This window comes from Kitasatospora phosalacinea (assembly GCF_000717185.1).
Taxonomy (GTDB): domain Bacteria; phylum Actinomycetota; class Actinomycetes; order Streptomycetales; family Streptomycetaceae; genus Kitasatospora; species Kitasatospora phosalacinea_A.
Genome location: NZ_JNYE01000150.1, coordinates 1 through 11704, shown reverse-complemented (window position 1 = coordinate 11704; position 11704 = coordinate 1). Strand labels below are relative to the sequence as shown.

The 11704-nt window shown below is 74.5% G+C and carries 12 protein-coding genes and 1 pseudogene; 7 read left to right on the top strand and 6 right to left on the bottom strand.

What is annotated here, in order from left to right; translation table 11 throughout:
* Positions 1-402 (bottom strand): hypothetical protein (locus OO57_RS36025; protein ID WP_033257018.1); only part of this gene is annotated, 402 nt, incomplete at its 3' end.
* Positions 403-618: 216 nt separating this feature from the next.
* On the opposite strand from OO57_RS36025, the gene def reads away from it, so the two are divergent.
* The 4 genes from def to OO57_RS36005 all read left to right on the top strand — a co-directional run bounded on the left by def (position 619) and on the right by OO57_RS36005 (position 4942).
* Positions 619-1164: a peptide deformylase gene (gene def / locus OO57_RS36020; RefSeq protein WP_033257017.1), complete on the top strand. Its 546-nt coding sequence runs from the start codon at positions 619-621 to the stop codon at positions 1162-1164.
* 151 nt (positions 1165-1315) lie between these two features.
* The gene (fmt, locus tag OO57_RS36015; protein WP_033257016.1) at positions 1316-2248 is read left to right on the top strand and encodes a methionyl-tRNA formyltransferase; all 933 of its coding nucleotides are present in this window, start codon (positions 1316-1318) and stop codon (positions 2246-2248) included.
* A 208-nt stretch (positions 2249-2456) separates the two neighbouring features.
* Positions 2457-3890 (top strand): RsmB/NOP family class I SAM-dependent RNA methyltransferase, encoded by a 1434-nt coding sequence (locus OO57_RS36010; protein ID WP_033257015.1) that lies wholly within the window; start codon positions 2457-2459, stop codon positions 3888-3890.
* Between the two features lie 80 nt (positions 3891-3970).
* Entirely contained in the window at positions 3971-4942 is a 972-nt protein-coding gene (locus tag OO57_RS36005) for an aldo/keto reductase (protein ID WP_033257014.1), read from the top strand.
* Between the two features lie 82 nt (positions 4943-5024).
* Here the strand turns inward: OO57_RS36005 and OO57_RS36000 are convergent, their stop codons facing one another.
* Both OO57_RS36000 and OO57_RS35995 read right to left on the bottom strand, forming a co-directional pair.
* Positions 5025-5747 (bottom strand): leucine-rich repeat domain-containing protein, encoded by a 723-nt coding sequence (locus OO57_RS36000; protein WP_234337676.1) that lies wholly within the window; start codon positions 5745-5747, stop codon positions 5025-5027.
* 276 nt (positions 5748-6023) lie between these two features.
* Positions 6024-6539: a hypothetical protein gene (locus OO57_RS35995; RefSeq protein ID WP_051778692.1), complete on the bottom strand. Its 516-nt coding sequence runs from the start codon at positions 6537-6539 to the stop codon at positions 6024-6026.
* Positions 6540-6638: 99 nt separating this feature from the next.
* On the opposite strand from OO57_RS35995, the gene OO57_RS35990 reads away from it, so the two are divergent.
* Positions 6639-7289 (top strand): C39 family peptidase, encoded by a 651-nt coding sequence (locus OO57_RS35990; protein ID WP_033257020.1) that lies wholly within the window; start codon positions 6639-6641, stop codon positions 7287-7289.
* Positions 7290-7360: 71 nt separating this feature from the next.
* Here the strand turns inward: OO57_RS35990 and OO57_RS35985 are convergent, their stop codons facing one another.
* A complete protein-coding gene (locus OO57_RS35985; protein ID WP_033257013.1) occupies positions 7361-8215 on the bottom strand; it encodes an SCO6745 family protein in 855 nt (284 codons plus the stop codon).
* A gap of 262 nt (positions 8216-8477) precedes the next feature.
* Between OO57_RS35985 and rpe the strand changes: the two genes are divergently transcribed.
* Entirely contained in the window at positions 8478-9161 is a 684-nt protein-coding gene (rpe, locus tag OO57_RS35980) for a ribulose-phosphate 3-epimerase (RefSeq protein ID WP_033257012.1), read from the top strand.
* A gap of 114 nt (positions 9162-9275) precedes the next feature.
* Positions 9276-10232: an alpha/beta hydrolase gene (locus OO57_RS35975; protein WP_158715360.1), complete on the top strand. Its 957-nt coding sequence runs from the start codon at positions 9276-9278 to the stop codon at positions 10230-10232.
* A 189-nt stretch (positions 10233-10421) separates the two neighbouring features.
* Here the strand turns inward: OO57_RS35975 and OO57_RS47515 are convergent.
* Together OO57_RS47515 and OO57_RS35970 are read right to left on the bottom strand one after the other, a co-directional pair.
* Positions 10422-10973 (bottom strand): annotated as a pseudogene (locus OO57_RS47515) (DDE-type integrase/transposase/recombinase); the annotation flags it as partial.
* 374 nt (positions 10974-11347) lie between these two features.
* Positions 11348-11596: a hypothetical protein gene (locus tag OO57_RS35970; RefSeq protein WP_033257011.1), complete on the bottom strand. Its 249-nt coding sequence runs from the start codon at positions 11594-11596 to the stop codon at positions 11348-11350.
* Between the last annotated feature and the right edge of the window lie 108 nt (positions 11597-11704).

Here is an 11704-nt window from a genome sequence, read left to right as displayed (position 1 = left end):
GGGCTGGGGGGCGGGGGCGTCGGTCTCGCGGGGGGAGGGGAGGAGTTCGCCGGTGGGGCGGCGCATGCCGTAGCGGCGGTGGACGGCCTGCTTGGTGACGCCGAGCGCGGAGCCGACGGAGTCCCAGGAGAAGCCGAGGGCGCGGTCGAACTCGACGGCGGCGGCGACCAGGGTCTCGACGCTCTCGCGCAGCTCCTGGGCGAGGCGGACGGTCGGGGCGGGGGCCCGGCCGTAGACCACGAAGCCGGCGGAGGTGCTGGGGCGGCGGGGGCGGTAGACGTTGCCCAGTTGGGCGGTGAGCGTGCGCAGGGCGTCGACCTGGCGGCGGACCCGCTCGATGTCCCGCACCAGCAGGTGCAGGGACGCCCGGGCCCGGGCGTCGTGGTTGATCTGCTCGGCCATGGCCTCGTTGCCACCTCTCGGTCGGGTCGCGTGCTCGGGGCGCTCGCGCGTCCCGGTCAATTCGCATTGACCAACGCACGTCGGGTCGTTGGGTAACGCGTCGAGTACGACTCGGGATATGCCAGTGGCCGCTCCGAACCGGCGGCGGGGATTGCATAGACTTCCCGGAGGCCGTCGTTTCCGGGCGGTCGTGCCGGTGCAGAGGGAGTCGCAGTCTTGGCAGTTCAGCCGATCCGGATCTTCGGCGACCCGGTGCTGCGGGCGACCGCGAAGCCGGTGACCGTCTTCGACAAGGAGCTGCGCAGGCTGGTGAAGGACCTGACCGACACCATGCTGGAGGCTCCCGGCGCGGGGCTGGCGGCGCCGCAACTGGGCGTCTCGCTGCGGGTGTTCACGTACAACGTGGACGGGGTGGTGGGCCACCTGATCAACCCGGACCTGTCGCTCAGCGAGGAGGAGCAGGACGGCCCGGAGGGCTGCCTGTCGCTGCCCGGCCTGCGCTTCGACACCAAGCGGGCGTACGGCGTGGTGGCCAGGGGCGTCAACATGTACGGGGACCCGGTGGAGGTGGAGGGCACCCAGCTGCTGTCCCGGTGCATCCAGCACGAGACGGACCACCTGGACGGGATCGTCTTCATCGACCGGCTGGACCGGGAGGCCCGGAAGGCCGCGATGAAGGCGATCCGGGAGACGGACTGGGGTGGCGGACCGGCGCCGACGGTGCGGATCTCGCCGCACTCCACGTTCGGGCCGATCCGCTGAGCGCGGGCCGGGCCGGCCGTTCCCCCGCGTGAATCGTGAATCGTGAATCCTGAATCAGGAAAGCCGATGGTCCGACGGAGGGCTTGTCCGACGGTCATCTTCCGGCAATCCGATCTTCTGACTGCTCGAACCCACTGAAAGGCCCCCGCCCGTGCGTCTCGTCTTCGCCGGCACCCCCGAGGTCGCCGTTCCCGCCCTGGACGCCCTGCTGGCCTCCCGGCACGAGGTGGTCGCCGTGGTGACCCGCCCCGACGCGCCGGCCGGGCGCGGGCGCAAGCTGGTGGCCAGCCCGGTCGCGCAGCGCGCCGAGGAGGCGGGCATCGAGGTGCTCAAGCCGGTCCGGCCGAGCGAGCCGGAGTTCATGGCCCGGCTCGCCGAGATCGCCCCGGACTGCTGCCCCGTGGTGGCGTACGGCGCGCTGATCCGGCCCGGGGCGCTGGAGATCCCGGTGCACGGCTGGGTCAACCTGCACTTCTCGCTGCTGCCCGCGTGGCGCGGCGCCGCGCCCGTGCAGCACGCGGTGATGGCGGGCGACGAGGTCACCGGCGCGTCGACCTTCCGGATCGAGGAGGGCCTGGACTCCGGGCCGGTGTACGGCGTCCTCACCGAGACCGTCAAGCCCGCCGACACCAGCGGCGACCTGCTCGGCCGGCTCGCGCACGCGGGCGCCGACCTGCTGGTGCGCACGATGGACGCGATCGAGGACGGGCAGGCCCGCCCCGAGCCGCAGCCGCTCGCCGGGGTGTCGCTGGCGCCCAAGCTCACCGTCGAGGACGCCCGGATCGAGTGGACCCACCCCGCGCTGCGGGTCGACCGGGTGGTGCGCGGCTGCGCGCCCGCGCCCGGCGCCTGGACGACCTTCCGCGGCGAACGGCTCAAGGTCACCGGCCCCGTCCGCCTGCTGCCGGGCGAGACCGCCCTGGCGCCGGGCGAGCTGGCGGTCGCCAAGAACAGCGTCCGGGTCGGCACCGGCAGCCACGAGGTGGAGCTCGGCGAGGTCCGTCCGCAGGGCAAGAAGGCGATGCCCGCCGCGGACTGGGCGCGCGGCGCCCGGATCGAGTCCGGCGAGCGCTTCGAGGGCTGAGGCCGGTCCGGGGCCGCGGGGCGGGGACGCGGGGCGGGATCGCGGGGCGGGGGCGCGGTTCAGGGTCGCGGGGCGGGGACGCGACGGAAGGGGTGGGCGGCGGGGGCGCGACGGAAGGGGCGGGCGGCGGGTTCGGCCTAGAATTGGGGCGAGGCCCCTCGGTGGGCCGGACCTGATCCGCAGCACCTTCGGTTTCGAGGCACCCGTTTTGAGCACCCCCGCCGGCGCGAAGCGCGCCCCCCGCCCGCACCGCCGCCCCAAGAAGGACCCCGCCCGGATCGTCGCGTTCCGCGCGCTGCGGGCCGTCGACGAGCGCGACGCGTACGCCAACCTGATCCTGCCCTCGCTGCTGCGCGAGGCCGAGCGCAAGGGCATGGAGCGCCGCGACGCCGCGCTCGCCACCGAGCTGGTCTACGGCACGCTGCGCGGCCAGGGCACCTACGACGCGATCATCGCGGCCTGCGTGGACCGCCCGCTGCGCGAGGTCGACCCGCCGGTGCTGGACGTCCTCGCGCTGGGCGCGCACCAGCTGCTCGGCACCCGCATCCCCAGCCACGCCGCGGTCTCCGCGACCGTCGAGCTGGCCCGGGTGGTGCTCGGCGACGGCCGCGCCAAGTTCGTCAACGCCGTGCTGCGCAAGATCAGCGCCCAGGACCTGGACGGCTGGGTCGCCCAGGTCGCCCCGCCGTACGAGGACGACGCCGAGGACCACCTGGCCGTCGTCCACTCCCACCCGCGCTGGGTGGTCTCCTCGCTGTGGGACGCGCTCGGCCGCTGGCAGCCCGACGCGAGCGGGCGGCAGGCGCTGGAGCAGCTGCTGGAGGCGGACAACGCCCGCCCCGAGGTCACCCTGGTCGCCCGCCCCGGGCGCTCCTCGGTCGACGAGCTGCGCGCCGTCCTGCCCGAGGTCGAGGACGGCCGCTGGTCGCCGTACGCGCTGCGGCTCACCGACGGCGGCGACCCGGCCGGGGTCGACGCGGTGCGGGAGAACCGGGCCGGGGTGCAGGACGAGGGCAGCCAGCTGGTCGCCCTCGCCCTCGCGAACGCGCCGCTGGACGGCCCCGACCGGCTCTGGCTGGACGGCTGCGCGGGCCCCGGCGGCAAGGCCGCGCTGCTCGGCGCGGTCGCCGCGGAGCGCGGCGCGGCGCTGGTCGCCTCCGAGAAGCAGCCGCACCGCGCCCGCCTGGTCGCCCGCGCGCTGGACGGCAACCCCGGCCCGTACGCCGTCATCACCGCGGACGGCACGCGCGGCGCCTGGCAGCGCGGGGCGTTCGACCGGGTGCTGGTCGACGTGCCGTGCTCGGGTCTGGGCGCGCTGCGCCGCCGCCCCGAGGCGAGGTGGCGCCGCCGCCCCGAGGACATCGCCGGATTCGGGCCGCTGCAGCGGGAGTTGCTGCGCTCGGCGCTGGACGCGGCGCGGGTCGGCGGCGTGGTCGGCTACGCGACCTGCTCGCCGCACCTGGCGGAGACCCGGGCCGTGGTCGACGACGTGCTGCGCGGCCGGGAGGACGTCGAGTGGATCGACGCCCGCCCGCTGCTGCCCGGCGTCCCGGACCTCGGCGAGGGGCCGGACGTCCAGCTGTGGCCGCACCTGCACGGGACGGACGCGATGTACCTGGCGCTGCTGCGGCGAACCGCCTGACGGCGGAGGGGAATCGGGGCGCCGACGGCCGCCGGGAGGCGGTACTGGACAAGCGGGCCGGAGCGGCAGAGGGTGGGGACATGGAGTACACCCACCTCGGCCGCACCGGCCTGTCCGTCTCCCGGCTCTGCCTGGGCACCATGAACTTCGGCCCGCACACCGTGGAGGCCGACGCGCACCGGATCATGGACGCCGCGCACGGGCACGGCATCAACTTCTTCGACACGGCCAACGTCTACGGCTGGGGCGAGAACAAGGGCCTCACCGAGAGCATCATCGGCAACTGGTTCGCCAAGGGCGGCGGGCGGCGCGAGAAGACCGTGATCGCCACCAAGCTGTACGGCGACATGGGCGAGTGGCCCAACGAGGGCAAGCTCTCCGCGCTCAACATCCGCCGCGCCGTGGACGCCAGCCTGCGCCGCCTGCAGACCGACCACATCGACCTCTACCAGATGCACCACGTCGACCGGGACACCCCCTGGGACGAGATCTGGCAGGCCATGGAGGTGCTCACCCTCCAGGGCAAGATCATCTACGTCGGCTCCTCCAACTTCGCCGGCTGGCACCTCGCCCAGGCCCAGGAGGCCGCCAGGGCCCGCAACTTCCTCGGCCTGACCAGCGAGCAGTCGCTGTACAACCTGATCGAGCGCAGCGTCGAGCTGGAGGTGGCGCCCGCCGCCCAGCACTACGGCCTCGGCCTGATCCCGTGGTCCCCGCTGCACGGCGGCCTGCTCGGCGGCGTCCTGCGCAAGGAGCGCGAGGGCGTCCGCCGCGCCTCCGGGCGCGCCCTGGAGACGCTGAACGAGCGCCGCGAGCAGATCCAGGCGTACGAGGACCTGTGCGGGGAGCTCGGCCACGAGCCCGGCGACGTCGCGCTCGCCTGGCTGCGCACCCGCCCGGCCGTCACCGCCCCGATCATCGGCCCCCGCACCGAGGAGCAACTCGCCGCGGCGGTGCGCTCGTTGGACGTCCAGCTGGACGCCAAGGCGCTGGAGCGGCTGGACGAGATCTTCCCCGGCTACCGGACCGCGCCGGAGCACTACGCCTGGTGAGACGCGGCCGTCGGCGGGCCGTCCGACCGGGTTCCGGCAAGGGAGGCGGCCCGCCGACGGGCGAAGGTTGCCCGATGCGGCACTAGGAGTAGACGGCGCAGCCGCGCCGTTCGAGGGCGTCGACCAGGGTCGGGGCGGGTGGGCTTCCGGCCCAGCGGAGGTCGAGCTTCTCCAGGGACGGGAGTTCGGCCAGCCAGGGCGGGACCGTCGCCAACGGGTTGCCGCGCAGGTCGAGTTCGCGCAGCAGCGGTAGCGCGGCCAGGGTGCGGGGCAGGTGCTCCAGGCGGTTGTCGCGCAGTTCCAGGCAGCGCAGCTCGCGCAGGCCGGGCAGTGAACCGGGCAGTGCGGTCAGGGCGTTGCCGCGCAGCCGCAGTTCGCGCAGTCGGCTCAGGGCGCCGAGCCGGGGCGGGAGGGCGGTCAACCGGCAGTTCTGGGCGCGCAGTTCGAGCAGCTGGGCCAAGTCGCAGAGCTCGTCCGGGAGTTCGGTGAGCGGGTTGTCGCCGACGTTGAGGTAGCGGAGCCGGTGCAGGCGGCCCAGGGTGGGCGGCAGGGCGGACAGCCGGTTGTCGTGCAGGTAGAGGAAGCCGGACAGCCCGGACAGGTCGCCGATCCGGGCGGGGACGGCGGTGAGTGCGTTGTGGCCCAGGTCGAGGGTGCGGAGGGCGGCGAACTCGCCGATGGTGTCCGGGAGTTCGGTGAGACGGTTGTCGGCGAGGATCAGCACCTCGGCGTCCGTGCGGGACCACACCCCGTCCGGCACGGAGGTCAGGCCCGCCCGCCACAGGTTCACCACCGGCCCCGTCACGGCGTCAGCTCCGTCACGGCGCCTTCTCCAGCCGGTGCGCGGCGTACGGGACGGTGTCGTACGGCGAGTTCGGCCGTGGTGTCCAGCCGTAGCCGGGCGTTCGGGGAGTCGACGGGTCGGGGGCGGACGGCGGCCAAGGCTGCTCCGATCGCGGGGGCGGGGACGGGCTTCGGGGACGGACGATACTGCGGGAACCCGTTGGCGGGCGATCGGCGGGACGCCGGTGTTCGTGCGCGGCGAAGGGCCGGGGCGCGCTGCGGGCGGAGCCGGGCGGGGTCAGGGGGTGGTGGGGGCGGGGCGCTGGAGGACGTTCGTGTTGCCCGCGTCGGGGTCGCCGTAGAAGAAGAACAGCACGAGCTTCTCCTGCTTGTCGTGGTCCAGTTCGAAGCGCCAGCGGTACGGGGAGCGAGGCGGGCCGGGGTCGGTGGCGGGGGCGGCCGTCGCGCCCGGGCGGGTGTCGGTGGACGTCCGTGCGGTGAGGTCGAGGACGAGTTGCTGGCCGGACTCCCGGTCGTCGAACTCCCAGGTGCCGGTGCCGGAGAGGCGCCAGCCCTGGTCGAAGTCGAAGTCCTTGCCGTCGAGGTGCTCGACCAGGGCGGTGCCGTCCGGCCGGAGGGAGAGCCGGGTGCCGTCCGCGCCGATCCAGTCGCCGGAGGCCTCGGCGGTGGTCACGCCGTGCGTCCCGGTGCCCTCGTCGTACTGGTACGGCCCGGCGCAGGCGGACAGCAGGGCCAGCAGGGGCAGCAGCAGGGCGGCGAGGAGCAGGGGCGGGGCGGCGGGGCGGGGGCGCACGGTTCGGGGTCCTTCCGGTCTTGGTACGGGCTCACCCTCCCAGAAGAATTGAACGTGTTCAAGTTGCTGGTGTCGGGGACGGCGCTCCAGGAGATCCGGATGAAAGTACGTCAGGATGACCGGGTGAAGCCGATCAACCACCAGGTGCCCTACTACTCCCAGTGGGAGTCGCCCGCACTCGTGCCCGACATCCTGGACGGCACGCTGCGGGCCGCCGACGACCCGCTGTGGGAGCGCTCCGGCGCCGCCGACGAGGAGGAGTACGAGTACTGGTCCTGGAGGCTGTGCGGGATGGCCTGCCTGCGGATGGTGCTCGACCACTGGTGGGGCGTCGCCCCCGCGGCCGTCCGCCTCGCCGAGGAGTGCCAGCGGGCCGGTGCGTACGTCCGGCACCCCGACGGGCGGCTCGACGGGCTGATCCACGCCCCGTTCGCCGCGTACGCCCGCACCCGCTGGGGACTGCACGCCGAGGCCGTCGCCCAGCTGCCCGCCGAGCGGATCGTCGCCGAACTCGCCGGGGGCAGGCTCCCGATGCTCTCCGTGCACCCCGGCATCCGCACCCTGGCGCCCGAAGTGCCGCGCACCGGCGGCCACCTGGTGCTGGCGGTGGGTGCGGACGACGAGGCGCTGCTGATCCACAACCCGTCCGGTTTCCCCGACGGCTCCCAGCAGGCCGCCCGCGTCCCCTGGGGCGACCTCGACCGCTTCTACTCCGGCCGCGGCATCGTGCTGGGCCCGCCCCCGTACTGAGGCAGGGGCGGGCCGGCCGCCGTTGCACGGGCGGGGGCGTCAGGCCGCCGTCGCACGGGCGGGGGCGGGGGTCAGGCCGCGTTGGGGAGGCCGATGGGGGTGCTCGGGGGGAGGTCGGCGCGGCAGGCGGCGGAGATCGGGCGCAGGGCGGTGACGAGTTCGTCGAGCTCGGAGCGGTGGAAGTGGGTCCAGACCCGGGAGGCGGCGAGGTCGGTGGCGGCCTCCAGGGCGAGGTGGCGGCGGCGGCCCGCGAGGGTCAGCGAGCCGTCCGGGGCCAGCCACTGGCGTTCGACCAGGCGGGCGGTGGCCTCGTCCCACTCGGTGTCGCTCCAGCCGCGGTGCGGCTGCAGCGTCTCGCGGCGGGTGTCGAGGGCGCAGCGGACCACGAGGGCCTCGCAGCCGTCGAGGCCCTCGGCGACCAGGGCGGCGACGTGGCCGTCGCCGCGGTGCTCGCGCAGCACGGTGGTGGCCTGCCACAGGCGGGCCAGGCGCTCGTCGGGGCGGGGGAGGTCGGCGTTCGCGGCGGCCAGCACGCGCCCACAACAGTCCAGGCCGTCGACGGCGCGCTCCAGCAGTTCCACCGAACGGTCGACCACGTCCGGCTTCACGTCGGCCAGGACGCGCTGCAGCGCGCCCGTCGCCCCCGCGACCCGGGCCTCCAGCGCCCGCTCCGGGCTCGCCAGCGACCAGAGCCCCGGCAGCGCCCGCTCGACCATCTGCGGCGCGAAGTTGAAGAACGCGGCGACCACCGGCGCGGCGTCCACGGCGCCCAGCGGGGCCGAACGCCCGCCGAAGTACCCGCGCCAGTACCCGCGCAGCCCCGCCGCCTCGTACGCGGCCCGGGCCTCGGGGGAGAAGTAGGTGAGTGCGTGGACGGGTTCGAACAGCCACCAGAGGGCACGGGCGGGGTGGACGACCTGGGTCATCGGAACGCCTTTCGGTGAGGGTCGAGCAGCGCGGTTCCGCTTGCCCTGGGAGCCTGCCAGAGCGGGACGGCACCGGGAAGGGAAAGTGTTTCGGGCGTGTGAACACTTCGGCGGGGCGGGCCGGAACGGGCTCCGGACGCTTGCTGCGGGCATGCCGGGTGTGCTGCGCGGGGGAGGCGGGGAAGGGCCGGGGCCCGCGGGGGATGATGGTCACCAGCGGTCGCACCGGCCGCCCGCACCGAGTCGTGAAGGTACCCTCGCCATGGCGCAGATCAACCCCAGCATCCTGTCCGCGGACTTCGCCCGCCTCGCCGACGAGGCCGAGGCCGTGCGCGGCGCGGACTGGCTGCACGTCGACGTGATGGACAACCACTTCGTCCCCAACCTCACGCTGGGCGTCCCGGTCGTCGAGTCGCTGGCCCGCGCCACCGACACCCCCCTCGACTGCCACCTGATGATCGAACAGCCCGACCGCTGGGCCCCGCAGTACGTCGAGGCCGGGGCCGGGTCCGTCACCTTCCACGTCGAGGCCGCGGCCGCCCCCGTCCGCCTCGCCCGGGAGATCCGCGCCAAGGGCGCCCGCGCCGCGATGGCGCTGCGCCCCGCCACGCCGATCGAGCCGTACGAGGACCTGCTGCCCGAGCTCGACATGGTGCTGATCATGACGGTCGAACCCGGCTTCGGCGGCCAGGCGTTCCTCGACATCATGCTCCCCAAGATCCGCCGCACCCGGCAGCTGATCGACAAGCACGGCCTCGACCTGTGGCTCCAGGTCGACGGCGGCGTCGCCGCCTCCACCATCGAGCTCTGCGCCGAGGCCGGTGCGGACGTGTTCGTGGCGGGCTCCGCGGTGTACGGCGCCGCGGACCCCGCGGAGGCCGTCCGCGCGCTGCGGGCCCGGGCGGAGGCGGCGAGCGCGGACGCCTGGTGGGCCTGCAAGCACTGAGGGCGGGCTCGGGGCCGGGCAACCGTGCAGCGGGCAACCGCGAAGCGCCGTTCCGGCGTCCCGTCAGACGCCCGGGAGTCCGTCCGGGTGCGAGGGCGGCGGGACGGGGCGAAGGTGCAGGTCGGTACGGAGGGCGCGGGAGCTGACGCGGCGCCGGCCGCGGCAGCAGCGGCGGCAGCAGCGGCGGCGGGGCGGGACGAGCGGCAGGGCGTCGGGCGGCGGCGACTGCTCGGTGCGCTGGCGGCGGCCGCGCTCGGGGCGGGGGCGGTCGGCGGGGCGGCGGTCCGGGACGTGCTCCCCGGCGGGGCCCGGCTGCGGCGCCTGCTGGGGATGACCGGGGAGGACGGCACGGTGCCGCAGGTCGCGGCCGGGCCGGTCCGCACCGGGACGGTGCGCTCCGCCGCCCGGGGACGCGACGTCCGGCTGGTGGTGTTCGACCCGCCCGGCGAGCACGGCGACGACCTGCCGGTCTGCCTGGCCCTGCACGGGCGCGACGGCGACGCGGCCACCTTCACCCGGCTCGGCACCGCACAGCTCCTGGCCGCCGCCGTCGCCTCCGGCACCCCGCCGTTCCGGGTGGTCGCCGTCGACGGCGGCGCCGCCACGTACTGGCACGCCCGCACCCCCGGCGACGACCCGATGGCGATGCTCACGGCCGAACTGCCCCGCTGGCTCGCCGACCGTGCGATGCCCGGACCGACCCGGGCGCTGGGCATCTCGATGGGCGGCTCCGGCGTGCTCCAGTACGCCCGGGCCCGACCGGGGGAGCTGGCCGCGGTCGCGCTGCTCAGCCCCGCGCTGTTCCGCAGCTGGGCCGACGCCCGCACCGTCGACGCCTACCGCGACGAGGCCGACTGGCGCGGGCACGAACCCCTGCTGCACCTCGACGCGGTCGCCGCGGTCGGCCGCACCGCCCTCTGGTGCGGCACCGAGGACCCCTTCTGCCCCGCCGCGCGCCGCCTGGCCGCCGCGCCCGGCGTCCGGACGTCCTTCCCGCGCGGCGAGCACACCGACGGGTTCTGGCGGCGCGTCCTGCCGGACGCGATGGCGGCACTCGGCGCGCGGACGTAGCGGAGGGCGCGGACGTAGCGGGGGCGGGGGTGGGGCGCGACGCGCGGGCCCGGTGCAGCCGGGGGTGAACCGCCCCGTGTTCAGTGGAGACCCTGATGTGTCCCGGGTCCTGTGGAGTCGTGTTGCGTGGTTCCAGGCTGCTGGTAGGGCTGTTGGGACTGTGTTCTCGGACTCGATCGGTGTCAGCATGCCGAGCGCGGAGTGGCGGCGCTGGCGGTTGTGGGAGATCTCCGGGTGTTCGAGGATCGCGTGGGCCGACTCCAGTCGGGTGCGCCGGCGCTTTCGGTTGAGGAGTTCGCTCTGCAAGCGTTCCCAGGAGGGCTCGGTCACGGCGTTGTCGCAGCGGTCGCCGACAGAGCCCATCGAGGGGACCGGGCCGGGTTCCTGGGCCTGCCGTGTGAAGGACCAGGACGTGAATTGCGTCCCGTGGTCCGCATGGGTGACCGTTCCTGCCGGCGGGCGGCGGTTTCCTACGGCCGTCGACAGTGCGTCGGTGACCGGGGCCGCGGTCTGGGTGGAGTCGGTGGACCAGCCGGCCACGCGTCGGGAGAAGGCGTCCGGTACGACCGCGCAGCAGACCTTGCCCTCGCGTGTGGGGTGCCCGGTGATGCCGGTGACCCGCAGCTGGTCACGACTGCTGCGAGTGAACTGCCGCTCGACCAGGTCTGCGGAGGTGGGCGTCTCGTGCCGGGGCCGACGGCGCCGGCTGCCGGGCAGCCCCTTGGTCCCGGCGCGCTGCACCAGCAGCTCGACAGCACGTCGGTGAATGGCGAGTCCGCTCTCCAACTCGGCGGTCCTGCGGCGGGCCGCCGCCAGTTCCTCGTTCGCGGTGCTCGTCTTCCCGGGCAGCACTCCTGTGCCGACCAGCCGCTGACGCCGCCGGACGCACCCGGTCTGACCGCTGCTCCCGAGGTCGGCCGCGACCTGCTCGACCGGCCGTCCGGCGTCGATCAGCTCAAGGACCTCGCGGCGGAACTCCGGCGGCCAACTACCGTGCACACCCGCCTCCCTGGTTCATCGGAATGTCTCCTGTCCTGCAAGACGACTCCTCCAACCCCGGGGCACATCAGCTGGCCCTACCGGCCAGTGTCGCGATCACAAGAGACTACGGTCAGTCACCCCTCCACGGAAAGTGAGCCAGAACCCATTCGCTCGTACAGAGCCACGTACGGGTTGGCCAGCTCAGGGGAGCGCTCACGGATAAAGATGTGCAGCCCGTTGCGGTCGACGGGGACCTGGGCGAGCTCGGCCTGGGTGCCGGGTTCGACGTCGCCGCAGACCTTCGCCGCGACGAGGCTCATGCCGGCCGTTTCGTAGGGGAACAGGTCGTGCCGGACGAACAGCACGTCGCCGTTGGTCTGCACGATCGCCGCCAGCTAGACGAGTAGTTCCGAAGTCTGCTGGCTTTGCTGGTTCTGCTCCGGGCATGCAGGGAGGGTGTCCAGCATTCGGGTTGTGACGACCGAAGAGCT

What these genes read in the sequence shown, in the direction of transcription:
- OO57_RS35985 (WP_033257013.1), bottom strand. Translation starts at nt 8,215, where the DNA reads ATGACCCAGGTCGTCCACCCCGCCCGTGCCCTCTGGTGGCTGTTCGAA.
- OO57_RS36005 (WP_033257014.1), top strand. Translation starts at nt 3,971, where the DNA reads ATGGAGTACACCCACCTCGGCCGCACCGGCCTGTCCGTCTCCCGGCTC.
- OO57_RS35990 (WP_033257020.1), top strand. Translation starts at nt 6,639, where the DNA reads ATGAAAGTACGTCAGGATGACCGGGTGAAGCCGATCAACCACCAGGTG.
- rpe (WP_033257012.1), top strand. Translation starts at nt 8,478, where the DNA reads ATGGCGCAGATCAACCCCAGCATCCTGTCCGCGGACTTCGCCCGCCTC.